General features: G+C 64.7%; 23 protein-coding genes. 6 read left to right on the top strand and 17 right to left on the bottom strand.

The genetic code is table 11. The annotated features are described in order from the left end of the window. Positions 1-9: 9 nt before the first annotated feature. From ASD01_RS11290 to ASD01_RS11265, 6 genes are all read right to left on the bottom strand, one after another. A complete protein-coding gene (locus tag ASD01_RS11290; protein WP_060643991.1) occupies positions 10-972 on the bottom strand; it encodes a pyridoxal-phosphate dependent enzyme in 963 nt (320 codons plus the stop codon). Next, positions 969-1,946 (bottom strand): ornithine cyclodeaminase family protein, encoded by a 978-nt coding sequence (locus tag ASD01_RS11285; protein WP_060643990.1) that lies wholly within the window; start codon positions 1,944-1,946, stop codon positions 969-971. Before ASD01_RS11285 ends, ASD01_RS11290 begins: the two co-directional genes overlap by 4 nt. Continuing rightward, the gene (locus ASD01_RS11280; RefSeq protein ID WP_082584616.1) at positions 1,943-2,554 is read right to left on the bottom strand and encodes a helix-turn-helix transcriptional regulator; all 612 of its coding nucleotides are present in this window, start codon (positions 2,552-2,554) and stop codon (positions 1,943-1,945) included. The genes ASD01_RS11285 and ASD01_RS11280 overlap by 4 nt, the downstream gene beginning before the upstream one ends. 170 nt (positions 2,555-2,724) lie before the next feature. Beyond that, entirely contained in the window at positions 2,725-4,233 is a 1,509-nt protein-coding gene (locus ASD01_RS11275; protein WP_060643988.1) for a tripartite tricarboxylate transporter permease, read from the bottom strand. 24 nt (positions 4,234-4,257) lie between these two features. After that, on the bottom strand, positions 4,258-4,716 hold the full coding sequence (locus ASD01_RS11270; RefSeq protein ID WP_034790226.1) for a tripartite tricarboxylate transporter TctB family protein: 459 nt from the start codon (positions 4,714-4,716) through the stop codon (positions 4,258-4,260). Between the two features lie 127 nt (positions 4,717-4,843). Beyond that, the gene (locus ASD01_RS11265; protein ID WP_060643987.1) at positions 4,844-5,815 is read right to left on the bottom strand and encodes a Bug family tripartite tricarboxylate transporter substrate binding protein; all 972 of its coding nucleotides are present in this window, start codon (positions 5,813-5,815) and stop codon (positions 4,844-4,846) included. Positions 5,816-6,094: 279 nt separating this feature from the next. Here ASD01_RS11265 and ASD01_RS11260 point away from each other — a divergent pair, with 279 nt between their 5' ends. The 3 genes from ASD01_RS11260 to ASD01_RS11250 are packed head-to-tail and all read left to right on the top strand — an operon-like array spanning position 6,095 to position 9,244. Then, entirely contained in the window at positions 6,095-6,769 is a 675-nt protein-coding gene (locus ASD01_RS11260; RefSeq protein WP_060643986.1) for a response regulator transcription factor, read from the top strand. After that, positions 6,756-8,141 carry a sensor histidine kinase gene (locus tag ASD01_RS11255; RefSeq protein ID WP_060643985.1) on the top strand — a complete coding sequence of 462 codons (1,386 nt, stop codon included), beginning with the start codon at positions 6,756-6,758 and terminating at the stop codon, positions 8,139-8,141. Before ASD01_RS11260 ends, ASD01_RS11255 begins: the two co-directional genes overlap by 14 nt. 2 nt (positions 8,142-8,143) lie before the next feature. Next, positions 8,144-9,244 carry an ABC transporter substrate-binding protein gene (locus ASD01_RS11250; protein WP_156623642.1) on the top strand — a complete coding sequence of 367 codons (1,101 nt, stop codon included), beginning with the start codon at positions 8,144-8,146 and terminating at the stop codon, positions 9,242-9,244. 45 nt (positions 9,245-9,289) lie between these two features. Here the strand turns inward: ASD01_RS11250 and ASD01_RS11245 are convergent, their stop codons facing one another. From ASD01_RS11245 to ASD01_RS11230, 4 genes are all read right to left on the bottom strand, one after another. After that, positions 9,290-9,799: a DoxX family protein gene (locus tag ASD01_RS11245; RefSeq protein ID WP_060643983.1), complete on the bottom strand. Its 510-nt coding sequence runs from the start codon at positions 9,797-9,799 to the stop codon at positions 9,290-9,292. A gap of 4 nt (positions 9,800-9,803) precedes the next feature. After that, positions 9,804-10,580 carry an HvfC/BufC N-terminal domain-containing protein gene (locus tag ASD01_RS11240; protein WP_060643982.1) on the bottom strand — a complete coding sequence of 259 codons (777 nt, stop codon included), beginning with the start codon at positions 10,578-10,580 and terminating at the stop codon, positions 9,804-9,806. Positions 10,581-10,593: 13 nt separating this feature from the next. After that, a complete protein-coding gene (gene bufB, locus ASD01_RS11235; RefSeq protein ID WP_060643981.1) occupies positions 10,594-11,520 on the bottom strand; it encodes an MNIO family bufferin maturase in 927 nt (308 codons plus the stop codon). A 126-nt stretch (positions 11,521-11,646) separates the two neighbouring features. Continuing rightward, positions 11,647-11,970 carry a BufA1 family periplasmic bufferin-type metallophore gene (locus ASD01_RS11230; RefSeq protein WP_034790329.1) on the bottom strand — a complete coding sequence of 108 codons (324 nt, stop codon included), beginning with the start codon at positions 11,968-11,970 and terminating at the stop codon, positions 11,647-11,649. A gap of 208 nt (positions 11,971-12,178) precedes the next feature. Here ASD01_RS11230 and ASD01_RS11225 point away from each other — a divergent pair, with 208 nt between their 5' ends. Beyond that, positions 12,179-12,715 carry a sigma-70 family RNA polymerase sigma factor gene (locus ASD01_RS11225; RefSeq protein ID WP_060643980.1) on the top strand — a complete coding sequence of 179 codons (537 nt, stop codon included), beginning with the start codon at positions 12,179-12,181 and terminating at the stop codon, positions 12,713-12,715. Position 12,716: 1 nt separating this feature from the next. Continuing rightward, positions 12,717-13,355, top strand: coding sequence for an NrsF family protein (locus ASD01_RS11220; RefSeq protein ID WP_060643979.1), 639 nt, complete (start codon positions 12,717-12,719; stop codon positions 13,353-13,355). Between the two features lie 254 nt (positions 13,356-13,609). On the opposite strand, the gene ASD01_RS11215 is transcribed toward ASD01_RS11220, so the two are convergent. Continuing rightward, positions 13,610-14,392 (bottom strand): DeoR/GlpR family DNA-binding transcription regulator, encoded by a 783-nt coding sequence (locus ASD01_RS11215; RefSeq protein ID WP_371813659.1) that lies wholly within the window; start codon positions 14,390-14,392, stop codon positions 13,610-13,612. 248 nt (positions 14,393-14,640) lie between these two features. Between ASD01_RS11215 and ASD01_RS11210 the strand changes: the two genes are divergently transcribed. Continuing rightward, positions 14,641-17,940 (top strand): autotransporter domain-containing protein, encoded by a 3,300-nt coding sequence (locus tag ASD01_RS11210; protein ID WP_082584615.1) that lies wholly within the window; start codon positions 14,641-14,643, stop codon positions 17,938-17,940. Between the two features lie 88 nt (positions 17,941-18,028). On the opposite strand, the gene ASD01_RS11205 is transcribed toward ASD01_RS11210, so the two are convergent. From ASD01_RS11205 to ASD01_RS11180, 6 genes are all read right to left on the bottom strand, one after another. Next, positions 18,029-18,691: a histidine phosphatase family protein gene (locus ASD01_RS11205; protein ID WP_060529145.1), complete on the bottom strand. Its 663-nt coding sequence runs from the start codon at positions 18,689-18,691 to the stop codon at positions 18,029-18,031. 88 nt (positions 18,692-18,779) lie between these two features. Next, positions 18,780-19,880: an ABC transporter ATP-binding protein gene (locus tag ASD01_RS11200; protein ID WP_060643978.1), complete on the bottom strand. Its 1,101-nt coding sequence runs from the start codon at positions 19,878-19,880 to the stop codon at positions 18,780-18,782. A 14-nt stretch (positions 19,881-19,894) separates the two neighbouring features. Next, positions 19,895-21,604 (bottom strand): ABC transporter permease, encoded by a 1,710-nt coding sequence (locus tag ASD01_RS11195; protein WP_082584614.1) that lies wholly within the window; start codon positions 21,602-21,604, stop codon positions 19,895-19,897. A 122-nt stretch (positions 21,605-21,726) separates the two neighbouring features. After that, positions 21,727-23,046: an ABC transporter substrate-binding protein gene (locus tag ASD01_RS11190; RefSeq protein ID WP_060643977.1), complete on the bottom strand. Its 1,320-nt coding sequence runs from the start codon at positions 23,044-23,046 to the stop codon at positions 21,727-21,729. Between the two features lie 159 nt (positions 23,047-23,205). Next, positions 23,206-24,546: a sigma-54-dependent transcriptional regulator gene (locus ASD01_RS11185; protein WP_060643976.1), complete on the bottom strand. Its 1,341-nt coding sequence runs from the start codon at positions 24,544-24,546 to the stop codon at positions 23,206-23,208. Continuing rightward, on the bottom strand, positions 24,543-26,444 hold the full coding sequence (locus ASD01_RS11180; protein ID WP_060643975.1) for an ATP-binding protein: 1,902 nt from the start codon (positions 26,442-26,444) through the stop codon (positions 24,543-24,545). Before ASD01_RS11180 ends, ASD01_RS11185 begins: the two co-directional genes overlap by 4 nt.

The raw sequence follows: 26,444 nt of genomic DNA, 5'->3' as shown, positions 1-26,444 counted from the left end.
GCGGCGTCTCTAGCCCAGCAACGAAGGCAGCGCGCTGGCGCCGTCGACATTGCCGCCACAAAGCAGGATGACGTTGGTCTGGCCGGTGCACCTCGCCGCGATCTGCCGGAAGCCGGCAAGTGCGAGAGCTGCCGCCCCCTCTACCAGCATATGCTCGTCGAGCAGCAGGTCCCGCATTGCGGCCGCGATCTCTGCTTCCGAGCAGGTCACGACCTCATCGACCACGGCCATCGACAATGGGAGGGTCACGCTGTCTTCGTCGAGACCGCCGGCAACGGCATCGGCGAGCGTTTCGAGGTGTTCGGTTTCGACCACCCGGCCGGCCCTTATCGAGGCCGCAAGCGCTGCCGAATTTGCAGCGGACACGCCGATGACGCGAGTATGCGGGCGGAAACTCTTCAGCACCGAGCCGATGCCGCTGATCAGTCCGCCGCCGCCCATGGCGATGAAGACATTGTCGATGCGTTCGGCTTGCTCAAGGAGTTCAAGTGCGATCGTGCCCTGGCCGGCGATGATTTCCGGGTCGTTGTAGGGCGAGACGTAGCCGAGCTTTTCGGTCGCGGCCAGCTGCTGCGCATGCTGTTCGGCAAGCCCGGTTTCGGAACCGTGAAGGACGACCTCGACGCCGTAGGCGCGGATGTGCTCCAGCTTCGCCGGCTTGACAATCTCGGGCAGCACCACCGTCAGCTTCTGGCCGATCGCGCTTGCCGCATGGGCAGCACCGATGCCGTGATTGCCGGAGGAGGCAGTGATCACCTGCTGGTCCCTTGGCAGCGAGGTCATCTTGCTCGCAGCCCCCCGGATCTTGAAGGAGCCGGTCAGCTGCAGGTTTTCCGCCTTGAACAGTACCGTCGAGGCTGTCTGCGGACCGATCGCGCGCGACGGGATCAGTGGCGTCTCGTAGATGAAGGGGCGGATGCGCTGGCGTGCGCGGACAGCGCGCGCGGCCGTTTCGAAGACGTCTTTGGTCATGCGGTTGTTCCTTGCGAACGGCCGAGCAAGCCGAGTTCATCGAGCACCGTGCGGGCAATGGCGGTGTCCTGCGTCGCGATCCCTGTCAGGTCGGCGATGGTGATGTCGTTGTCCGACCGTCGACCTTCGGCCGCACCGGAAAGGACCGCGCCGAGGGCGACACAGCGTTCCTCCTGGATCACCACGGCCCGAGCCGCTGCAGAAAATTCCCCGTGGTCCAGGCATTGCTCGGCGAGATCGACAAAGAGGCGGTCGGCGCGGGCAACGAGGGCAGTTTCGAGCTCCTGCTTGCCGGGTGCGTCCGCGCCCATGGCGGTGATATGGGTGCCAGGCCCGATCCAGGCCGATCGGATCAGCGGCTTCTTCGATGGCGTCGTGGTTACGATCGCATCGGACTGGCGGCAGAGCGCTTCGAGATCGGTTGTCGCAGCGATGGGAAGGCCGAGGTCCGCGAGGTCGGCAAGCACGGCGTTCGCCCGTTCCATTGATCGCCCCCAGACCGTGAACCGCAATGGACGATTCGAAAGGGAGGCAAGCGCCCGGATCTGGATGCGCGCCTGCGTGCCGGCGCCGACGATCCCGATCGAGCCGGCGTCCTTGCGCCAGAGCGCCGTGGTCGCGATCGCACCGCCGAGACCGGTGCGAAGATCGGTGAGGAGACCCTTGTCGTCGAGCACGGCCACCACGTCGCCGGTCTCTGTCGAGACCGCAACCATCATGCCGGTGCTCGACGGCAGTCCCTTGGCCGGATTGTCGTAGAAGCCGGAGGCGATCTTCACGACGAAGATTGGATCGCCTTCGATGTAGCCGTATTTGATGTGGCAATCGGCGTTGCGACCGGGAAGCGGCAGATAGCCGACCGGCGGCAGATTGGCGCGACCGTCGGTGACGGCGATATAGGCGTCGCGGATGGCCGGTGCCGCGAGCGTCAGCAACGGCAGCTCGGCCAGCCTTTCTCGATCGATGACGATCATGGCGCGCTCCCCTGGCTCAGATATTTGTAGACGGTCGCCCGGCCCATGCCGAGGATGCGCGAGATGTAGGAGGCGGCATTCTTGCCGCCGAATGCGCCATCAGCAGAAAGGGCGATCACCAGCGCCTGCTTGTCGTTGCGGCTCAGGCTCGAGACTGTCAGCCCGCGCGCCACGGTCCATTGCTGGACATATTCGTTGACGCGCTCGTGCCAGTCTTCCTTGAACAGGCTCTCGGGGTTGTCCGCGTCGACGGGAACGCGGACGAGCGCGTTGAGCGTCCTGAGTGCCGCATGAAAGTCGGAGACATCGGCATTGATGCAGAGCACGCCGATCGCCTTGCCGTCCGCGTTTCGCAGCACGGCGCTGATCGCCTTGATCGAGCGTCCGTCCCAATTGACCTTCTCGTAGGGGCCGATGATCGCTTCGCCTTGGCTGAACCCGATTTCGCTCAGCAGCGAAGCTTCGCCGATCTCGCGCTTGGAGAAGTTGCCAGCGATATGGACGACGGTTTCAGTCGCCAGATCGTGCAGCACGACCTCGGCATAGGGCTGGAACAGCAAGGCGATCGCGTCGCAGACCAGGCAATAGGGGCGGAGTTCTGGGGTCACGGCGTTCCTCTTCCTCGATAGCAATCCTTAAATCACGCGTAGACGTAAAAGTCTATATTGGATTTATAGTCTGAATGCCGCTCAAAACGACGACAGCGGCGCGCCGCCATGGGCTCGCGCGCCGCCATGGGCTCGCGCGCCGCTGTCCAAGTAGCCAACAGGGAGGGGGATCAGCTAGCTCGTGGCGGTTTGACGACCTTCGTCCGCCTCCAGCCGGCGGCGAGTGGCATCACGGCCATGGCGCCCGCCAGGATCCAGAGAATGATCGAGATCTTGCTCTGGAACAGGATCGAGATATCGCCGCCGCTGATCGCCAGCGCATTGCGCAGGTTCACCTCCATCACATGGCCGAGCACGAAGCCGAGGATGATCGGCGCCATGTCGAAGCCGGCCTTTCGAAGCAGCCAGCCGATGATGCCGATGCCGAGCATCAGGAGGATCGAGAAAACCGAGGCGTGGGTGGAATAGACGCCGACAACCGACAGCACGAGGATGCCCGGAACCAGCAGCCAGTTCGGTGCCGTCAAGACGCGGGCGAAGATGTTGACGAGCGGCAGGTTGAGGAGAAGCAAGAGTACGTTGCCGATGAAGAGCGATGCGACGAGACCGCCGACCACTTCCGGCCGCTCGGTAATCAGCATCGGACCCGGCTGGATGTTGTAGAGCATCAATGCGCCGAGCATGACGGCGGTCGTGCCGGAGCCGGGCACGCCGAGCGTCAGCATCGGTACGAAGGCGCCGCAGGCGGTGGCGTTGTTGGCAGCCTCAGGGGCAGTGAGACCTCGTACGTCGCCCTTGCCGAAGGTGCCTTCGCTGTCGGAGATGCGCTTCTCCGTGGTGTAGGAAACGGCGCTCGAAACCGATGCGCCGGTGCCCGGCAACACGCCAACGATGAAGCCGATGACCGAACCACGCAGCGTCGCACCGATCGATTTGCGGATATCGTCGAGGCGGGCGGTCATGCGGCCGAGTTCGCGGATTACCGTGACGCCGCTTGCCTGGTGTTCGAGGATCAGCAGCGCCTCGGATACCGAGAAGAGACCGATGACCAGCACGACGAATTCGATGCCGTCGCCGAGTTCCGGCTCGTTGAAGGTGAAGCGATAGGCGCCGGAGGTGGCGTCGAGCCCGACAGTCGCAAGCATCAGGCCGAGCGTGCAGCCGATCAGCGTCTTTACCGGCTGGCTACCGACCATGGAACCGAGGGTCGCGAAGGCGAACACCATCAGCACGAAGTATTCGGCCGGGCCGAAGCCGATGGCGAGGCCCGCAAGCAGCGGCGCGAACAGCGCCAGCCCGACGGCGCCGAAGACCCCGCCGACGAAGGAGGAGAGGCCGGAGAGCATCAACGCTTCGCCGGCGCGGCCCTGGCGGGCCATCGGGTTGCCGTCGAGCGCCGTCATGACCGCGCCGGCATCGCCCGGCACGTTCAGAAGGATCGAGGAAATGCGGCCGCCATATTCGGACCCGCAATAGACGGCGGCGAGCAGGATCATCGTGCTTTCGGCCGGCAGGCCCATCGTATAGGCGATCGGGATCAGCAGCGCGATGCCGTTGATCGGCCCGATCGCCGGCAGGGCGCCGACCAGGGTGCCGATGAAGCAGCCTGCAAGACCGATGAGCAGGTTCTGCAGGGTGAGGGCGACGGTAAAACCGTTCCAGAGATAATCGAGATTCATTGAGATCACTCCATAGCCGGCGGATCAGCCAAACAGCCGGCCGGCGGGCAGATAGACGTCGAGCAGGTAGGAAAAGACGAACCACCAGAGGGCGGCTTGCCCGACGCCGCCAATCAGCGCGAGACGCAGCGGCGCGCCGAAGATCCAGCCGACGCCGAAGGTCAGCAGGAAGATCGAGGCGGCGAAGCCGGCGGGCTCCAGAAGCAGTGCCGATGCAAGAAGCAGGAGCGGTACTGCAATGATCTTCACGAGAAGCCGCCCCTGCGGAAAGGCTTCGGTCGTTCCGGGGCTTTTCAGGTAGAAGAGGCAAAGCACCGCGAGGGTGATGGCGAGCAGCACCGGCACGACGCGTGGACCGAGCGGGTCCGAGGCGAAGGCATATTCGATCTGGCTGCCGCCGATGCCATAGGCAATCGCCAGCGCGAGCATCAAGAGCCCGCCGACCCTGCCGATGCGGGAGGATGAGGAAGTGGTGTCTGACATGGTTCTGTTCCAGATGTTTACGCCAGGGAACGGGTCTTCAATCCGGCCGGATGAGACGATCGGCAGGGAGCCCGTAAAGTGGTGGCAAACAAGCGGAGCGGGAGACTGTCCCGCTCCACCGTCCGGCTTACATGCCGGCTTCCTTGGCGATGATCTTGAAGCGTGCCACGTCCGCCTTGACCTGCTGGTCGAAGGCGTCGCCCACCTGGGTGTATTCGTAGAGGCCGCGCGCCTCGCGCTCCTTCACGAATTCCGGCGTTGCGGCGAGCTTGGTGAAGGCATCGGCCCACCATTTGTAGTCGGCGTCGGAGACGTCCTTGCCGACGTAGTAGCCGCGCCAGACCGGCCATTCGATGTCGACGCCCTGTTCCCTGGCGGTCGGCACTTCGGCGAGTTCGCCCGGCAGGCGATCGGGCGCCATGACCGCGAGCACGCGGACCTTGCCGGCCGCATGGTGCTTGGACATTTCCGCCGCATCGCCGGCACCGACCTTGACGTGGCCGCCTTCGAGCGCCGTCAGTACCGCGCCGCCGCCTTCAAGCGCGACGTAGCGCATCTGCTTCGGCTCCTGTCCCGCAGCTTTTGCCAAGAGCGAGCCCTTCATCCAGTCCTGCGAGCCAACAGCGCCGCCGCCGGCGACTGAGAAGTCGGTCGGGCTTGCCTTGTAGGCGGCGATCAGCTCGCCGAGGCTCTTGTAGGGGGAATCCGCGGCGACCACGAGCACGCCGTAGTCGGCGCCGAGCGCGCCGAGCCAGCGCACGGCGTTTTCGTCATATTGCCCGAACTTGCCCTGGGCGATCAGGAGCGCCGAGCCGGAGGAAGCAGCGGTGATCAGGTTGCCGTCGGCGCCGCGCTTGCCGATGACATGGTTGTAGGCAACGGCACCGACGCCGCCTTCCATATAGGTAACGGCCATCGGCTTGCCGATGATCTTGGCTTCGAGCAGCGCGTTGGCGGCAAGCCGGCAGGTAAGGTCGAAGCCACCGCCGGGCTTGGCGCCGGCCAGGCACTCAGGCTTCGACGGCTCCGCACCGGCGGGCGATGCCACGGCGGCGAAAAAGCCGGCCGCCAGAAGGGTCTTCACAAAGGTTCGGGTCATGGTCTCTCTCCCATCCATGAGTTCTTCTTTCAAAGGCGCTATCGCGCGCCTGCCTCCACCGTGACATCCAGGATCCGGACGGCATCGACCCGCATCGACGGACCGCGTGGCGGCCGCCTGAAAATGCCTCGGCGATGATTGTCCTCCAGACCCTGGCCGCATCTCCCGTTGTGGCGATCAGGCAGTCCTCTTTCCTCCGCGAACCTGTCACCACGCTGTCACGAAAGCGGTCAAATCCGCCGGGTTGATCGGTGAAATCTTCCGTGTCACTGCTTGCCCATGCGCATCTTTCTGGTGGAGGACACGAGGGATGTCGGGGAGGCAATCAGCCGGCGACTGGAAAAGGTCGGGCACACCGTCGATTGGCAGACGGACGGTCAAGCCGCCGCCGACATACTCGAATTTACCGACTATGATCTCGTGATCCTCGACGTCATGTTGCCGGGGCTCGACGGGTTTGAGATCCTGCGCCATCTGCGCGCCCGGAAAAAGACGACGCCGGTGCTGGTGCTGACGGCGCGTTCTGAAATCGAGGACCGGGTCGGCGCGCTGGACCTTGGCGCCGACGACTATCTCGTCAAGCCGTTCGATTTCCGCGAGCTCGAAGCGCGCACGCGCGTGCTCCTGCGCCGCCGCCAGGGCGACCCGACCAACCTCATCGAGTGCGGCGATCTGGTGCTCGACCGCAACAGCCGCTCCGTGCGGGTCGGCAACCGCGAGGTCCAGCTCAAGCGGCGCGAGATAACGCTTCTCGAAGTGCTGGCCGCCCGGCCGGGCCGGGTTTTCAGCAAGGACGAACTGCTCGATCAGCTCTTCGGTTTCGACGAAAACGTCAACCCCAACGCCGTCGAACTCTATGTCGGAAGGCTGCGCAAGAAGATCGAGGGCTCGTCGGTGCGCATCGTCACCATCCGCGGTCTCGGCTATCAACTGGTGGCCGATGAAGCGGCGTGAAACCTCGCTCTTCTGGCGGCTCGTGCTGCGCGTGGCGCTGGTGCTTTGTGGTGGTGCGACGCTGCTTTCCGCCGCCGCCTGGTACTATGCCCGCGCGGCCGCCGACGATGCCTATGACCGGCTGCTCCTCGGGGCGGCGATCCAGATCACCGCGAACATGACTGTGGATGCGGGCAATCTGGGTGTAACGCTTCCGTCGTCGGCCTTCGAGTTGCTTGGCCTTGCCGAGCGCGACCGCATTTTCTATCGCGTGGTTGGCCCCGACGGCCGAACCTTGACCGGCTACGACGATCTCGACATCGGCATAAACGTCACCGCGGCGCGGGCCGGCCCGGTGTTCCTGACGACGGAATATCGCAACGTGCCGGTCCGCGTGGCCGTGGTCTCGCGGGCGCTTTCGGATCCGTCCTTCTCCGGCTGGGCCTATGTGGTCATGGCGCAGACGACCGAAGCGCGGCGCGGGCTTGCCGGGGAATTGACGACCCGCGCCATGATCCTCGTCGGCATCATGAGCCTGCTTGCGCTTGCCGGCACCGTGCTTGCCATCCGCTATTCACTGCTGCCCGTCGATGCCCTTGCCGCGACGCTGCGTGCCCGCGATCCGCAGGATCTGACCCCCGTCGAGGCCGAAATGCCCAGGGAGCTCAAGCCTTTCGTCGGGTCGATCAATCACTTCATGGGCCGCCTCGACGAGCGCGTCACCTTGCTTCAGCGCTTCATCGCCGATGCGGCGCATCAGATACGCACGCCGCTGACAGCCCTTTCGGCACAGGTCGACATGCTCGAAGACGACGACCTCGACGTCAACCGCAAGCGGCATCTCGGGCGCGTGCGGGACCGCGTCAGCCAGCTGGCGCGCCTCACCAACCAGTTGCTCAGCCATGCCATGGTCATCCACCGGTCCGATTCCGTGCGCTTCAAGCCCGTCGACCTTGGCGATATCGCCCGGAAGGCTTTCCGCTCGACGGTGCCGATTACAGTCGACCCGGACGTCGTCGTTTCCTTCGAGGACAGTGCCGAGCCGGTCTTCGTGCGCGGCGATGCGGTGAGCTTGCGTGAGGCGATAGCCAATATCATCGACAACGCGCTGCAGCATGGTGTCGAGCAACGGCTGGCCGTGCGCGTGAGGCGCGAGGATGACCGGGCCCTGGTGGAGGTCGCCGACGACGGTCCCGGCATTCCGCCAGCAGAATGGGCGGCGGTCACGACGCGGTTCGTCAGTTCCAAGACGGAAGAGGGAAGCATGGGGCTCGGCTTTGCAATCGCGGCGGAGGTGGCGCTGGCGCATCGCGGCACAGTTCGGTTTCTGGAGAAAGGCGCGCGCGACTTCACCGTCATTCTCGATATTCCCCTTTATCGGGAGGGAACATGAGGATGTGGCGGCAACTTCGACCGATCGCACTTGTTGCGGTCCTTGGCTTTGCCAGCCCGGCCGGCGCGGTCGAGGGCACGCGGGCGTTCTTTCCGGCGCTCGACGCCGAGCGCGGCCGGCTTGTCATCAACGGCGCGACCGACATCGAGGCGATGGAGCCGCTGATCCGCGATTTTCAGGAGACGGCGCGCGATGTCGCCATCGATTATACGGACTACGTGACCAACGATCTCTATCGGGACGCCGACATCGCCTGCCGATTGAAGCAGCCTTTCGGTGATCTCCTGCTGTCTTCATCCGTCGATCAGTTGGTGAAGCTTGCAAACGACGGCTGTGCGCTCGCGCATGTCTCGCCGGAAACCCGCGACGTGCCGGCCTGGGCGAACTGGCGTGACGAGGTCTTCGGCTTTACCTTCGAGCCCTCCGTCATGGTCTACCACAAGGATTTCGTGCCGCCGGAGGATGTGCCGCACACCCATGGCGAGCTCACCGACCTGCTGCGCTTCAAGCCGGACTATTATCGCGGCCGTATCGGCACCTACGACCTGCGCCAGTCCGGCATCGGCTATCTGCTCGCCTTCCTCGATGCCCAGCAGGCCTCGACGACCTACGGCCGCCTGCTCGAAAGCCTCAGCCGCGCCGAAGCCGTGCTGCGCTGCTGCAACAATGCGGTGTTGTCTGAACTCGACAGCGGCAACGTCTATATCGGCTACAACATCCTCGGCTCCTACGCCTATGCCGCGGCGCGACGTAACGGCAAGCTCAGGATCGTGCTGCCGCACGACTACACGCTGATCCTCAGCCGCGGCGCCCTGGTTCCGACGGGCGCCAAGCACCCCGAGCTCGCCGGTCGCTTCCTCGATTATCTGCTGTCCGAACGAGGACAGGACGTGGCACGGGAGAAAGCGTTTTTCTTCTCGCGGAGCGGCGCACTGCCGGCCGAGGTCGACGGACCCGAAAAACTGGTGGAGTCCGGGATCGGCCGGCCGATCCGGATCGGCCCGGCCTTGCTTGCCGCGCAGGACCGGCTGCAGCGCTCCCGGTTCATTGACGACTGGACCAAGCTGATCGTCGATACCCCGGTTCGGCTGCGCCCGAATTGAAGGGCGCTGCCTGCGGTCAAAGCAGGCGCCGGGATCGCGCGCGGCCTATCGCTCGCCCTTGCGCCAGGCGCACAATGCGTGGTCGAGCGACAGCCTGCCGGGACCGGAGGCCATCAGCGCGAGCGCCATGGCAGCCCAGGTGATGTGGATCGGCCAGCCGTCCGGTACGGTCAGCTGCACAACAATCGTCATGACCAGCAGCCCGAGGGCGGCAAAACGCGTTCCCAGGCCGAAGACAAGCAATATGGGAAGAATGATTTCCGCCGAACCGGCGGCAAAGGCCGTCAAGGCGGGCGCCGGATAGGGATAGGGGCCGCCGGGTAGATGCAGCCGGAATTCCGAGCTGAACAGCAGGACCGCCACGTCGTTCAATTGCAGGAACCCGTCCCACTTGCTCATGCCTGACCGAAAGAAGGGAACGGCAAGGCCGAAGCGCAGGACAAGCTGGGAGAGCCAGAGCGGCGCGAGCGCGCCGACGGCTCGGTTCGCCCGCTGGGTCCATTGCGACAGATCGGCTGTATGGCCGTTTTGCGAAAATCTGGATGCGGACATCATGGTTTCATCCTCCGTGATGAGTTGCCGTAAAGGCCCCCGCTTCGAGCGCGGTGGCGATTGCGGCTGCGAGATCAAGCGTGGGGCATTGCGTGGCAGCATCCGCGGCAGCCGCGGCGAGGGGGATGCCTGCCAGCAGCCGCGAAAGCAGAAGATCGGCGCCGGGCGCGAGACGGCGAACGATGACCTCCAGGTCGGGGCGGGTGATCAGCGCGCTCTCCGCATCAGCCGTTTCGACACGCCCCACCGGCCCGCTCTCGCGATTGACGGCAAAGATCGTGACGGCCGGATAATCGGAACGGACAAGCCTGGTCGCCGGATGCGGATCGAAGACGACGCCGCCGAGCTGCTCGGGCGCAATCAGGGAAAGTGCAGAAGGCGGAAGCGCCGGGGCGTCGGCGGCGTGATAGGCGTCGAGCCAGGCCCGTTCGATCCTTGCTACATCGGCAAGCCATGGCATGGATTGGGCATACTCGTAGCGGGCAATGAAACCCGGAAAGTCGCGGCCATATTCGAAGAGCAGCGGCGAGACTGGCGGTGTTTCGCGCACGTGAAAGCGGGCCATGGCGCGAAAGAAGGCCTCGCCGGTAATGCGCTCAGTCGCCGGGAAGGTCGCCGCCAGCGCTTCGATCAGGCTGACGGTGACGTTGTTGCGGTAGACGTTGAAGCGCTTCACCGCCGCCTTGCCGTTCGGGCCGGCGACCAGAGCCGGCGTCGGCCGGTCAGGTGCGAGCAGCGGCGGCACGAAACCGGCGGCATAATTGCCGATGCGGTTGAGAGGCATGGGGAGCAACCCGTCAGGCGCGGACACGGATCTTCTCCCGCGATATCCGCTGCCCGTAGGCATCGAGGATCGTCTGCGCCGCCGTGGCCTCGCGTTTCAAGACCGGCCAGTCCGGAATGGCGCTGTCCCACTCGATCAGCGTCGGGATGGCGCCGACGCGGGCGATGACGATGTCGTAGAGTTTCCAGACGGCGTCGGCAACCGGCCCGTCATGGCTGTCGATCAGGAGCAGGTCGCCTTCGTCGTCTTGCTGCTCCGCATGCCCGGCAAGGTGAATTTCTCCGACATGTTCAAGTGGAAAGTCGCTGAGATAGGCGAGCGCCGAATAGTTCTGGTTGGTGGCGGAAACGAAGACATTGTTGATGTCGAGCAACAGGCTGCAGCCGGTGCGCTTCACCAGTTCGCGGACGAACGCCGTCTCGCTCATCGTCGAATCCTGGAAGGTGACGTAGGTCGACGGGTTTTCGAGCAGCAGCCGGCGGCCGATCGCGTCCTGGACCTCGTCGATATGATCCGATACGCGGGCAACGGTGGCCTCGGTGTAGGGCAGCGGCAAGAGATCGTTGTAGAAGGTGGTCTCGTGGGTCGACCAGGCGAGATGCTCGGAGACGAGGGCCGGTTCATAGCGGTCGACCAGTGCCTTGAACCGCCCAAGGTGCGCCTTGTCGAGTGGCTGTGGGCCGCCGATCGACATGCAGACACCATGCAGAGACACCGGAAAATCCTGGCGAATGCGGGCGAGCGCCGCATGCGGCGGTCCGCCGGCACCCATGTAGTTCTCCGCATGAATTTCGAAGAAGCCGCCGCAGGCATCATCGGCAAGGATCGCCTGGAGGTGCTGATGCTTGAAGCTCGTTCCGGCGAGCCCGGTGATTTCGTGTTTCGGCAGGCGAGGGCCTACCGGGGCAAGTCTGCTGCCGTTGTCCGTTGATGTGCGCATTGCCAATCCCGTCATAATCCTGAGACCCTGGATGGCGGGTGGGAACGTCCCTGGACCGCTACCCCTTGAAAACCGAGGCGGAACGGGACGCGATCGCCCCGCGTCCCGTTCCTGAATTGCGATCGATCAGGACGGCATGTCGCGCGAAAGCGCCTCGGGCGAACCCATGCGGCCGTCGGGCAGCTTCATCGTCGTGCAGGTGCCGCCGTCGACGAATTTCCAGGCATTGCCCTGATAGTCGACGGTGGATGTTGCCTGGCACGTCGTGCCCGGGCCGGCGGCGCAATCGTTCTGGCCCTTGAGCGCGACGCCGAAGCATTTCTCCTTGCCGGCATCCATGGCGGACTTGACCTGCGCTTCAGTCAGTGGGCTCGCAACCGCGAGCGACGACAGGGCGGCGGCGACCGCGCTTGCCAGCATTGCGCTGCTGATCGTGGACTTCATGGACATCATATTATCTCCGTGTTGAACTGTTCCCGTGCGTCCTGTCTGAGGCGCACATCGGCTCTTTCGCCGCGGCGACACCGGGCGTTACATAACGTTGGCAACACGCTTTCGTGATGGGCTCGCGAGGTCGGTCTGAGCAGACAGCGGCCGCGAATTTGAGATAGCCGTGTAACAAACGCCGGGAATCGGCGAATGGGGAGGAAAGGCGCGGGTGAGCGGCGCGGACGACGAACATCTCGCAAGACTTCTCCGCGCGGCTGTGGCCGGCGACGAAAAGGCCTATGCCGACTTCCTGCGGGACGCAGCACAGGCGATCCGTGGCTGGGCCCGGCGCTGGACCATCGGCGGAGGCGTCGATGCCGAGGACGTTGTGCAAGAGGCGCTGCTGGCAGCGCACGTCAAGCGCCACACCTGGCGGGAGGATGCGCCTGTCATCCCATGGCTGCATGCCATTGCCAGGCACAAATACGTCGATGCCGTGCGTCGTCAGGCTCGCCGCCCGACGGTCGGCATTGAGGGGCTTGAAGACACGCTGGCAAGCGTGGAGACGGAGAAGGCCAGGGATTGGGAAATCGGCCGGGCGCTGGAGGGGCTGGCCCCAGGACAGCGCTCAGTGGTCAACGCGATTTCGATCGAGGGTTCCACGGTGGCCGAGACGGCACAGAAACTGGACATGAATGAAACGGCGGTTCGGGTCGCGCTTCACCGCGGCCTTGCTGCAATCGCCCGCCGATTTGGACGAAACTGAGATGGACACGAACGACCTTATCAAGGCTCTCGCAGCGGACAATCGGCGACCCGGCCTGCCGATGAACACCGTATGGTCGGGCGTCGCCATCGGCGCGCTCGTTCTTGCCGGCGTCGCGTTCTCGATCCTGCTCGGGCCGCGGCCGGATATCGCCGCTGCCGCCGAGACCGTGCGTTTCCTGTTCAAATTCGTGGTGACGATCGCGCTCGCTGCGGTCGCTTTTGCGGCCATGCGCGTTGCCGCATGGCCCGATGCGGATCCGCGCAAGCTCGTGCCCTACCTTGCCGTCGCGCCGGCGCTCGTTGCCGGCGGGGTGTTGCTCGAGCTTCTTGCTGTGCCATCCGATACCTGGACGACGAAACTCGTCGGAACCAACTATCTCGTCTGCATGACCTTCATTCCACTGATCGGCCTTGCGCCCTTGGCGCTGTTCCTTCTCGCACTGCGCCATGGTGCGCCGGCGCGCCCCGGCTTTGCCGGCGCCCTGGCAGGGCTCGCGGCCGGCGGCATCGCCGCGACCTTCTACGCGGCCCACTGCCCGGACGATTCACCGCTTTTCGTCGCGACCTGGTACACGATCGCGGTCCTCATGCTGACGGTGCTTGGGGCGTTGGGCGGCCGCTGGGCGGTTCGCTGGTAGGGCCGGCCATATGAGCCTTTGCCGGCGTTCAAAACAAAAAAGGCCGGCAATGCCGACCTTTTCCCGCTCGCTGCGTCACACTGCCAGTACATCCGTGGTCAGCGTTTGCGCGCGAACTACGCCCGGAGCCTTCGGTTGATCATGTCCGTCAGGCTCCACGGGCAATTTCCTGATGCCTATGTGTGGTGCCGCACCAAAGGTTTCAAGCCCCTGGCAAGAGATCGTCGCGGGCTTCCATCGCTTCGGCCCTTACACTAGCAATGAATGCTGACGCCGTGTTCGCGCAGTAGGGAGACGAGACGCTCCTCCGGCAATTCATTGGTTACCAGCGCATCGATATCGGCAAGCGAAGCCAGGCGCACCAGCGCACGCCGGCCAAACTTGCTGCTGTCGACGGCGAGGATCACCCGCTCGGCCTGGCGCATCGCGGCCGAGACGGCGGCGACTTCGGCATGGTCGTCGTCGCCGATATCGCCGTCCTGATCGATGCCGCTGACCGAGATGACGGCGACGTCGAATTTGAACTTGCGGATATAGTCGGCGGTCTCCTCGCGAAACACGCCGGCATCCACTTGCCGCACGAAGCCGCCGGGCACCGCGACGGCAAAGCTGCTGCTTTCGCTGAGCGTGGTTGCGACGCGCAGACTGTAGGTGACGACACGAAGATCGCGGCGCTTGAGCAGTCCGCGCGCCACCGCTTCGCAGGTCGTGCCGGTGTCGAGGAAGACGGCAGCGCCGTCGGCAACAAGCTCGGCGGTCAGTTGCCCGATGCGTTCCTTCACCTCCGCGTTGTCGATGCGCCGCTGGCGGTAGATGTTGGGATCAACCGGGGTCGCAATGGTCGCGCCGCCGTGCAGGCGCCGCACCTTGCCCTCCTGTTCGAGCGCCATGATATCGCGCCGTGCCGTCTGGGTGGTGACGCCGAACAGGCCGGTGATCTCCTCGATCGAGATATAGTGGTTCTTCTCGAGGTGGCTGAGAAGCTGCGCCTGCCGGCGCGTCTTCTTGTCCCCATCCGAAATATCCCGATCGTCCATCACCCTCATCCTGATTGCCCCTCAGCACGCTTTGCTACCATAGGGCCGACGCCGATCTCCAAGGAAATCAGCGCAGCACCTATGGGCCGCGCGAAATTTTATGGCGCCCCATGAAATGTTGTAAAACTGACATTTGACTCGCTTAATGTCCGTAATCGTACATTTCAGTGAACTCTTCCGCACATCAATACCATCGCCATGAAGGTCTTGTGACGGAGCGTGTTCGCATCGCGACATTGGAGCAAGATATGAGACAACGTGGACACCACCTCCGCGGGGTGCGGGCTTTTGCGCGCCTTGCGCAACCGTTGCGCCTGGCGACGGCGATCCTTCTGTGCGGAACGAGCCTGACGCTCTCGGCGGCCGAGGCGCGCGCCGCCGACGACAGCATGAAGATCCTGACGCTCAACACCTGGCTGGACCGCTTCAAGGCCAACCCGAGCGTGATGTCGGACTTCTTCGTCAAGGGGAACTACGACATCCTGACCTTCCAGGAGTTCCGCGCCAACAGCACCTACGCACGCGACATTCCCGGCGTCCTGAAGAATGCGGGCCTTGGCACCTACGCGACGCGCCAGGACAGCGATACCGGCGTGTTCTCGCGTCTCCCCGGCACCTTCGGCGCCAGCACACTCGGCGACATCGTGACCTACACGGTGGTCGATCCGACCGTCAGCAAGCCGCAGGTGGTCGTCGGCACCACTCACCTCAACTATTACGACCCGCCGACGACCCGCATCAGCGAGGCCAAGGGCATCAATCAATGGGCGAAGTCCGAGACGCGGCCGATCATCCTCACCGGTGATTTCAATGCCGGCGATGTCTCGGAACGCGGCCTGCATTCGATCAGCCAGCAGGAATTGCTGCTGAAGACCTACGTCAAGAGCCCGAGCAACAGCTTCTATCTGAGCCTCTTGCGCGACTATGCCAAGGATCAGCAGAAGCTAGATGCCTATATCGCCGAGTGGAAGGGCAAGAGTGCTTCGGCGATCAACGGCTCGACGGTTCCCTCTGGCCTCTTTGCCGACGAGATGTACCCGGTTGCCGGCAACCTGCCGCAGACGATGAACATCCTAAAGAAGCAGTTCCAGATCTTGCAGCTTCCGAACGAGCGCGAGCAGTTCTCGCCGCACGGCTTGAACGACGGCAGTGTCACCTGGCCGTCGCACGGCGAAGACGCCACCAACACCTGGGCAAGCTGGCACCGGGTCAAGATCGATCACTTCCTGGCGTCGCGTCCCTTCGGCAAGTGGTGGACGCTCGCCGACGATCCGAAGGATCCCTATTCGGGCGTCATCACCGACGTCAGCTACGTGACCAATCCGGATGGATCGAAGACGCCGCTTTCGGACCACGAGCCGGTCGCCCACACGGTGCGCTGGGTCGGCCCGGTTCTGCAGAACTACACGGATCCGGCGACAGCGACGGCCAGGACCCGGATCGTCTGGGGCGATGAGGCATCGACCTTCGCCGAGAAGGGCAAGGTCTTCAACCTTAGCCGCAACAACATGCGCAACGACGTCTATCTCGGCCAGATCGCCGACGAGAACGGCCTGCCAATTCTGGCCGGTCTGACCGACCAGGAGAAGAAGACGCTGCTTGATTGCAAGAGCAGCGATCCGCGCTTCCAGCAGGCGATCCGCGACTATTGCATCGACGATCATTCGTTCATCGGCGAAACGCTGGTGACCGACGGAGGTACCGTTGTGGTCAAAGAGGACGCTGCGCTTGGCAGCGCAGCAGCGAAGCTGAGGCTCGATGGCGGGGCCCTCAGGATCGCCGGTCGCGACATGCATCAGATCAACCGCGATATCGTTCTCGAAGGTGCCGGTGGCGCGCTCGACGTGGCGGACGCCGCCAACGTGGTTGCCGTCAACAAGGCGATCAGCGGCAGCGGCGGTCTCACCAAGCTCGGCCCCGGCGCGCTCGTGCTTAACGGCCAGAACACCTATACCGGCGCGACCGTGGTCAAGTCCGGCCTGCTTTCGGTGCAAGGGTCGATCGCCTCGTCTTCAGGGCTCACCATCGAAAAGGACGGCGCCATCGGCGGCATCGGGACGTTCGGCAGCATCACGATTGCCGACGGCGGCGTGATTGCCCCCGGCAATTCGATCGGCACGCTCAACGTTGCCGGAGATATCAATTTTGCAGCGGGCTCGACCTATGAGGTCGAGGCCAACGACAAGGGCGAGAGCGACAAGATCGTCGCGTCAGGCAAGGCGACGCTCAACGGCGGCTCTGTCCTGGCGCTCGCAGCCAATGGCAGCTATGCGCCGCAGACCAACTACACGATCCTGACGGCGGCCGGCGGCGTGACCGGTACCTTTGCCGACGTCGCATCGAGCCTCGTCTTCCTCGATCCGACGCTCGGCTACGACGCCAACAACGTGACGCTGACACTCAGCCGCAACGACATCCGCTTCGCGGATGTCACGGAAACCGCCAACCAGCGGGCAACGGCGATCGCCGCTGAAAGCCTCGGCTTCTCCAATGCAGCCTATTCGGCGCTCACCAACCTCGACCGCGCGCAGGCGCGTTTTGCCTTCGACCAGCTCTCGGGTGAAATCCATGCCTCGACCAAGGGTATGCTGCTGCAGGACGGCCTGCTCCTGAACGCTGCAGCCACCAACCGCATCTGCGCGGCTTTCGGCGATGACAGCACCAAGGCGACGCCAGTGCTCGCCTATGGCGAAGGCGGCATTGAAAGCGTTGCGGCCGATACGGACCGCTTCGCCTTCTGGAGCCAGGCCTTCGGCATCTGGGGCGATACGGATGGCAACGGCAATGCGGCGGGCTTCCAGCGTAACGTCGGCGGCTTTCTCATGGGCGCCGATGGCCTCGTCGGCGACAACTGGCGCGCCGGTCTCTTCGGCGGCTACAGCCGCTCGTCCTTCGATGTGGTCGACCGTCATTCCTCCGGGGACAGCGACAACTACCACATCGGTGCCTATGCCGGGACCGGGCTTGGCGCGCTGTCGCTGACGGCGGGTGCGACCTACAGCTGGCATCGCATCGAAACGACGCGCAGCGTGTCCTTCGGCGGTTTCGACGACAGCCTGTCGGCGGCCTATGACGCCCGCACCGCCCAGATCTTCGGCGAGGCGAGCTATGCCGCGAGTGCCGGTCGCTTCGATTTCGAAGGCTTCGCCAATCTCGCCTATCTCAAACTCGACACGGACGGTTTCCGTGAAAAGGGTGGCGCCTCGGTACTCTCCGGCCGCTCGAACAACACCGACACGACCTTCACGACGATTGGCGTGCGCACCTTGACCGACGTTTCCTTCGGCGAAACGGCGGCGGTTCTGAGCGGCACCGTCGGCTGGCGCCATGCCTTCGGCGATGTCGTGCCGACCTCCACGCTTGCCTTTGCGGGCGGCCAGGGCTTTACCGTCGGCGGTGCGCCGATTGCCCGGGATGCGGCACTCGTCGAAGCGGGCATCGACTTCAAGATCGCTCCGGCCGCGACCTTCGGCGTCAACTACACCGGCCAGATCGCCTCAGGCGTTTCCGACCACGGCGTCAACGCCAAGCTGAAGGTGAGTTTCTGAGGCGGCAACACATCGCTCTGAACATCGAACGCCGCGCATGGTTTCCATGCGCGGCGTTTCTTGTGGTTGGTTGCGGCGGCCTTGTCGATCAGATCCAGACGGTCCTTCCTGCGCCATCGCAGCCAAGGGCGCGCAGGATGTTGAGGGGCACGTCGAGCATGGTCTCGCGACCCGCGGTCAGAAGGAACGAGGCGGTCTGCGGCTCGCGATAGGCAAGAATCTCGTCGCGCGAGGCGGCGGTGTAGATGCCGCGCAGGGCCCTGAGGCAACCGCTATGGGTGACGACGACATGGCGGCGGCCGCGGTCGAGCGTGTCGAGCCAGGCCTGAAGGCGCGCTGAAAGCGCAGTCCGGCTTTCGCCGCCCGGCATCGAATAGTCGAACGGGTCGGCGCTGTGCGCATCGTACTGATCGGCAAGATCGCGCTCGATCTCGTCATGGGCCAGCCCCTCCCAGGCGCCATAGGAGCGTTCGGCAAGGGCAGCCGCCTCGGCAAAACGATCGAAGGGGATCGACCAGGTGTCGGCGAGGATCGATGCGGTCTGGCGGGCGCGGCCGAGCGGGCTCACCCAGAAGGTCAGGTTCTTTTCCTCGTCGGCGATCCGTTCGGCAAGGCGCAGGCCGACGGCGAGTGCCTGGCGCACGCCGTTGGCGGTCAGCGGCGTGTCCTTGCGGCCCTGCAGGCGGCCGGCGACGTTCCATTGGGTTTCGCCGTGGCGGATGAGGATGAGGCTTGGAAGATCTCTTTTCATGCGGAACTCGGGTGTCAGCGATCTGGCGCTGCTTGAAATGGGGAAGCTGGCGCCCGCCGGCGAGACCGGCGGACGCGCGTCGTATGCTCTAGTGGGCGAGCCATTGCGCCGACGACGGCTTGAGGCCGAGCGTCGTCGTCGCGCCGGGTTCGAGAAGCGCGTCGCCGGAATGGAACGGCGCGTCGATCAGCACCGTCGCCGCCCCAATCCTGACACCATAGCGCACGGTCGCGCCCAGGAACTCGCGATGCGCGATGATGCCCTCGAGCGCGACGGCGCCGGGCTCGAGGCTGCCAATCGTCGCATATTGCGGCCGGAAGACGAGCTTGGCGCCTGCGGGGACCTCGGTCCCCGCAGGGATCGGGATGGAGCCGCCGCCCACGACCTCGAAGCTTCTGGCAGCGCCGCTGCCGGCCACCTTGCCGTCGAGAATGTTGGCCGTGCCGAGGAAGTTGGCGACGAAGAGGTTGGCCGGCTTCTCGTAGAGCCCCATCGGCGTTCCCACCTGCTGGATGCTGCCCTCGTTGAAGACGGCGATCCGGTCGCAGACGGTGTTGGCCTCTTCCTGGTCGTGGGTGACGAAGATCGTCGTCAGCTGCAGCCGCTGCTGCAACTCGCGCAGTTCGCGCCTGACTTCGACACGCATCTTGGCGTCGAGGTTGGACAGCGGCTCGTCGAGCAACAACACCTTCGGTTCGATCGCGATGGTGCGGGCGAGCGCCACGCGCTGCTGCTGGCCGCCGGAAAGTTGCGACGGCCGGCGATCAGCGAGGTGCTTGAGGCCGACGAGGTCCAGCGCCGCCTTGACCCGACGGTCGACCTCGGCGCGTGCCAGGCGCCGTTCTTCGAGGCCGAAGGCGACATTGGCGGCGACCGTCATGTGCGGCCAGAGCGCGTAGGACTGGAAGACCATGCCGATGTCGCGCTTCCATGCGGGCATGTCGAGCACGTCCTGTCCGCCGATCACGACCTTGCCCTGACGGGCGTTGTTGAAGCCGGCGATCAGCCGCAAAAGCGTGGTCTTGCCGCAGCCGGACGGGCCGAGAAAGGCGAAGAATTCCCCCGGCTGTATTTCGAGATTGATGTTCTTCAGGACGTGCAGCGCGCCGTAGTAGAGATTGACGTCACTGATGCTGATCGCCTTGGCGGGGCCGGCGGCGAGTGCGGCGCTGTTGATGTTCACTGTCATTGTTTCCTCCCGAATTATTTTGCCGTCCCGAGCGCCTTCTGGCGGCGCTCGATGACGTAGTGGGACAGGAGCGTGCAGAGCGCGACCATGATCACGGCGATGACGCCGAGGGCCGCACCCGGACCGCGACCGGCCGGCGATTGCATGAAGACGTAGAGCCCGTAGGCGATCGGCGCGTCCGAATTGCTCTGGATCAGCATCAGCGTCGCCGAGAGCTCGACGGCGGCCGTCGAGAAGCTGGTGACGAAACCGGCAAGCAGGCCGCCGGTCATCAGCGGCAAGACGATGCGGCGGATGGTCCGCTGCTTGGTCGCGCCGAGGTTTTCGGCGGCTTCTTCGAGCGATTCCGACACCTGTTGCAGGGCGGCGTAGCAGGCCCTCAGCGCATAAGGCAGGCGGCGGATGGCAAGCGCCAAAACCACCATGACCCAGAGCGTTGCAAGCGGTGTGCCGTCGGGCAGCGTGATGCCGTAGAAGGTCCGGAGATAGCCGATGCCGAGCACGACGCCGGGGATCGCGAGCGCTGCAGTGGCCGCCCAGTCGAGCCAGCGACGGCCGACGACCTTGGTGCGCAGCACCAGATAGGCGATGGCGCCGCCGATCACCACGTCGATCAGGCCGGCAAGGCTGGCGTAGATCAGCGTGTTCTTGATGTAGAGCGAGCTTTCGCCGAAGACGCGGCCGTAATGCGCAACGGTATAGGCGTCCGGCAGCGGGCTGAACGACCAGACGGTTGCGAAGGACAGCAGCAGCAGGCCGATGTGTGGCGAGAGCACCAGGAGAAGGATCAGAGCAACGACGCCATAGGCGATGACGCTTTCGCCGCGGCTGAGCTTGCGCCTGGAAAGGCCGCCGCCGCCTCGCTGCACGGTCGAATAGTCCTTGCCGCGCATGGCGACCGCCGAAAGCCACATGGCGAAGATCGAGACCGCGATGAGGATGACCGAGATGACGTAGCCCATCGGGTCGGTGAGGCCGACCGAGGTGACGCGGAGATAGGCCTGCGGCGCCAGCATGTCCTTGACGTTGAGGAGCAGCGGTGTCGCCAGATCGTCGAAGACCTTGACGAAGACGAGCGACGCGCCGGCGAGATAGCCGGGCATGGCAAGCGGAAAGACGATGCGACGGAAGAGCCGGAAGCCGGAGGAGCCGAGGTTCTGGGCAGCTTCCTCCATCGACCGGTCGATATTGCGCAGGCTGGTCGACAGGTTGATCAGGATGAAGGGGAAATAGTGCAGCGACTGCACGAAGATGACGCCGTTCAGCCCCTCCATGAAGGGGATGCGGATGCCGAACCAGTCGTTGAGAAGCAGGTTCACCGTGCCGTTGCGGCCGAAGAGAAGCTGCATCGCCACCGCGCCGACGAAGGGCGGCATGATCAGGGGCACGAAGCCGAGCGTCTGGATGATGAGCGAGCCGCGGAAGTCGAAGCGGGTCGTGAGCACCGCGAGCGGCAGCGCAATGGCACTCGCCCAGACGACCGACATGCCGGACACATAGACCGAATTGAAGAAGGACCGGCGGAAGAGGTCGGTGTTGAAGAAGTCGATGAAGTTGACGATGGTCAGCGCACCGGTGCCCTTCTCGGTGAAGGCGGTGTAGATGACCGTGCCGGCGGGGATGACCAGGAAGATCGCCAGGAACAGGGCGATCACCGAGACTGCCAGGATCTGGCCTGGTTTGGCCGCGGCGGGCCTGATGGGAGCGGAAGCGACGAGCGCCATGGGGCAGACTCCGGAGTGAGTTCGGCCAACCGGGCGCGCGCAAGGCGCGCCAAGGTCGGCGAAGCTATGATGTTTTGGGAGCATGACCGCCCGCCAGTCGGGCAGGCGGTCGCTGTCGCACGTTAGTCGACGAGGTTCAGGGCTTCTTCAGCCTTGGCCTTGGCGGCGGCATATTTCTCCGTCGCGAACGCGGCCCACTTCTGCTCCAGTTCCGCCTGGCGTGCGGTCTTCTCTTCGCCGCCGGTAAAGGCGTCGCGCGTTTCTTTGCTGGCTGCCTCCTCCGCCGTGATCGGCATGGCGGCAGCCAGGGCCTTGGCTTCGTCAAGAAGCGCGCGGGCCGCCGGCTGTTCGTTGGCAGCGAGCGCCTTTTCGGCCGCATGGATCGCCTGGGTGGCGCCCTTCAGGTTTTCGAGCTGGAAGGAGATGAGCTGGTCGAACAGCGTGTCGACGACATCCGTGCGCTTCTTCGAGACGTCGCTGTCAAAGGTGATCATCGACTGGAAGCGCGGATCCTTGAAGGGGTTCGGGAAGCCTTCGGGCGCCTTGGCGTAGAGCGCCGGGTTGATCGGCAGGCGACGGATCGCCGGCTCGAGCAGGACTTCCTGGCCCTTCTCCGACAGGATGTAGTTGACGAAGGCCTCGGCGCCGGCCTGGTTCGGGGCATTGGCGACGATGCCGATATTGGCCGGCACGACTGTCGTGACCGACGGATAGGCGAAGCTCACCGGGAAGCCGCTTGCCTGAGCCGAGAAGGCGAAGAAGTCGATGACGATGCCGATGCCGGTCTGGCCGGAGTTGACCGCGTCCGGAACGCCAAAGGAGCGCTCGGTCACCTGCTGCAGGTTGCCGCCGATGCCCTTGAGCGTGCCCCAGCCCTTGTCCCAGCCTTCGCCCTGCAGGATCGTCTCGATCGTCAGGTGGGTGGTGCCGGAGCGCGACGGGGCGGCGATGGCGACGTGGTCAAAGTATTCCGGCTTGGCGAGGTCGCCCCATTCGGCCGGCTTCGGCAGGTTGTTGGCTTCCAGGTAGCGGTCGTTCGACATGATGCCGTAGCCCGACGCGGCAAAGCCGAAATAGAAGCCGTCCGGATCGTTGACCGGATAGGAGCCGACTTTTTCGGGCAGGCCCGTCACCGACGGGGTGAACTTGGCCAGGAGTTCCTTGCTCTTCAGGCTGTCGAAGGCGTCAGGCGCCGACGCCCAGAACAGGTCGACCTGGTTGTTGACCTTGGTCTCGTCGATGTATTTCACGCCCGAGCTGGTGCTCTTGTTCTGGACGTCAAGGGTAAAGCCGGGATTGGCGGCCTCGAAGCCCGCCTTGAACGGATCGGTCACGTCCTTGGAGAACGAAGTGACGATCGTCACCTTGCCACCGTCCTGGGCGTGGGCCGTCACGATAAAGGCAGCCGACATCAGCATCGCTGCTGCGATGGTTTTCAACATAGGTATCTCCTCCCAATAGACCGCCAGTGCTTGGCGGCTGTCCTATTGAGAGCAAGGCCCGTGCCAGATCGAAAAACCCGGCAAAACCAGCCAGTTTCACGTCGGGATGGGTAAGAAAGGTAACATCGGGGCGGGCGAGGCGGGGTCAAAAGGGTAACATTACCCCTCGTCGCCATCGGCCCGGGCGTCGATGTCGAACTTGCGCATCTTCAGATAGAGCGTCTTGCGGGAAATGCCGAGCGCATCGGCGGTCGCACCCACGCGGCCCTCATGTCTGGCGAGACTGTTGATGATGATGGTCCGCTCCAGCCGGTCCATCTGCGCTTCCAGCGTCTCGCCGCCTGCGGTCGTGGCTTCGCTGTCCGGGCGCTCTTCGAGCCCGAGCACGAAGCGTTCCGCGACATTGCGCAGTTCACGCACGTTGCCGGGCCAGGGCCGGGCGTTGAGATCGGCCAGCAGATCGACGCCGACCGGCGGCGCAGTGCGCCCCTGGCGCTTTGCGGCAAGGCTGAGGAAGTGCTGGAACAGGAGGCCGACATCGCCCTTGCGGCGCGCGAGCGGCGGCAGTTCGACCCGGGCGATGTCGAGGCGGTAGGCGAGGTCTTCGCGGAATTCTCCCCGCCGCGCGGCATCGTGCAGGTCGGCTTTCGTTGCCGCCACCACACAGATGTTGACTGGCAGTTCGACGTTCGATCCGAGCCGTTCGATGACGCGCTCCTGCAGGACGCGTAGCAGCCGCACCTGGGCTGCGATCGGCATGGACTCGATCTCGTCGAGAAACAGCGTGCCGCCATCGGCATATTCGATCTTGCCAATGCGCTTTTCGCGCGCGCCGGTAAAGGCGCCGGCCTCATGGCCGAAAAGCTCGGATTCGAGCATCGTCTCGGGAATGGCGCCGCAGTTGACGGCGACGAAACGGCCCTTGCGGCCGCTGAAATCGTGCAGCGCCCTTGCCGTCACTTCCTTGCCGGTGCCGGTATCGCCGATGACCAGCACGTCGGCGCTGGCGGCAGCGATGCGCTGCAGCTTTTCGCGCAGCGCCACCATCGGCGCCGAATGGCCGATCAGGCGCGTCTCCCAGCCGTCCTTGTCGACGGAGAGGCGCAGCCGCCGATTTTCCAGCAGCAGGCGACGGTGATCGCGTGCCCGGCGCACGGTTTCGATCAGGTGCACCGGATCGGCTGGCTTCTCCAGGAAATCCCAGGCGCCTTCGCGCATTGCACGCAGCGCCATCGGGATATCGCCATGTCCGGACATCAGCACGATCGGGATATCGGGATCGATCTTGCGCACGGCGGCGACCAGGTCGAAGCCGTCATGATCGGGCATGCGCACATCCGAGACGATCACGGTCTCGCTGTCAGCGCGAAGGCCGGCGAGCGCCGAGACGACGGAACCGTGCGGGGAGACTGTGAAATCCTCCAGTTCCAACACCTGGCAGCAGGCCTCAAGCACGCTGGCGTCGTCGTCTATCAGGATGATGTCCGCTTCCGGTCTCATTCCGGGCCTTTCAGGGATACGAGGAATCGTGTGCCGGCCGGGCCGGTGTCGAGGATCGTGATGTCGCCGCCAAAATCCTTGACGATGTTGTAGGAGATTGACAGGCCGAGACCGAGCCCCGAGCCTACCGGCTTGGTGGTGAAGAAGGGATCGAACACGGCTGGCAGGTTTTCCGCGGCGATGCCGTGCCCGGTATCGCCGACGATCAGCCGGGCGACGCCGCCGGTGACTTCAACGCTGACGCTCACGCGCCGAAGTGGCTGGCCAGCGACGGCGTCGAGCGCGTTGCCGACGAGATTGACGGCGACTTGCTCGAGCCGGACCGGTTCGGCCATGACCATTGCCGAACTGTCCTGCGGCAACGAAAGATCGAGGGCGACGTTCTCCTCCTCGAAACGGTGTTCGAGCAGGCTGAGGGCGTCCCGCACCGCCGCGGTGAGATCGACCGGCCGCAGCTGCGCGTCCGGCCGCCGGGCAAAGCGGCGGATATGGCTGATCTGGTCTGCCATGCGTCCCGTCAGCCCCTTCATCTTGTCGAGGTTGTTGACGGCCTGCTCGCCCTTGCCGCGGCCGATTAGAGTGGCGGCGCTGTGAATATGGGCCCGAAGGGCGGCTAGAGGCTGATTGAGTTCGTGGCCGATGCCGGCCGCCATCTGGCCGAGGGCCGCAAGCTTTGCCGACTGGATCAGCTCGTCGCGGGTCTGGCGAAAGAGGGTGAGCGCACGTGAGAGGTCGCCGAGTTCGTCGGCCTCGGGCGGCGGGATCGCCGTGGAGTGCCGGCCCCCGCTGATCGCGCCGGCGGCCGTCGCCAGCAGGCGGATACGGGCAATGAGGTTGCGGTGGACGTAGAAATAGCCAATCGCGCTTGCGACGAGCACCGAGAGAATGGCGATCGCGACCAGCAGGCTTCGCCCGGTCTCGATTGCCGCAGCCGCGCGCCGGGCGGCGTCCCCGGCGCTTGCCTCGATCGCGATCACTTCCGTTTCGATCTTGCGGCCAAGCTCCTCGACGAGCCGGCCGTTTTCGCCGGCAAGTTCGGCAAGTGTGCTGGCCTGCAGCATTTCCGAGCGCTTGCGATTGGGTATGCCCGTCGAGGCGTTGGACTGGTCGAGAATGCGCCCGGCAAGCTGCCGAACGGTGATGCTGTCGGGCCAGCTGTCGAGCGAGCGGATGCGGTTTGCCAGTTCGTCGGCGCTGTCGCCGAGAAAGGCGTTGGTCTCCTGCATTTCCTCTTCGGTCGTGGCGTTGACCAGCCGACCGATCAGGCCTGTCGCAAGGTTCGCCTGGGAGACGACGGTCAGCAGCGCTTCGCTCTTGTGCTGTTCGGCGAGTGCGGCCGCACCCTGACCCTTGCGGGTCTCCGCTTCGATGTTGAAGCGGATGTCGTCGACCAACGGATCGGCTTCTTCCAGAAGATCGGCCTGGACCCAGCGCAACTCGTCGATGTCCGACCGCATCGCCTCGCGCAGCGTGAAGCGCTTGCCCGCGGCAAGGTCGATCTTTTTCAGATTGGTGCCGATGGCCTCGGCGAGCGGCAGCAGCGCCGCCGTGCTCGACTGCGCCGTGTTTTCTTCGAGCAGGGCGCGAAGGGTCTGGAGGCGCGTCGCGTAGACGGCGCGGATCTCGTTGTACTCGGCGCGGCTTTCGGCGCCGGCAAGTACCGACGTCACGGAGCCGATGTCGGCCCCGGCCTTGGAGAGTCGCGACGCGAAGGCGAGCTGCGGCATCTGCTCATCCGCCATGCGCGACAGTTCGCCCGACAGCCGCTCGTAGGAAAGCCAACCGACCAGGCAGGCGCCGACAGCGAGCCCGACGATCGCGACAAAGGCCAGCACGAGGCGGGCGCCGATGCCGAAGCGCCAGCGCGGCTGCCGTGCGGTCGTTTCGAGAACCGCCAT

Origin of the sequence: Ensifer sp. Root423 (assembly GCF_001426275.1) — a bacterium.
GTDB classification, from domain to species: Bacteria; Pseudomonadota; Alphaproteobacteria; order Rhizobiales; family Rhizobiaceae; genus Ensifer; species Ensifer adhaerens.
Note: the sequence above shows the minus strand (reverse complement) of the source record. Positions and strands in the feature narration are given on the sequence as shown.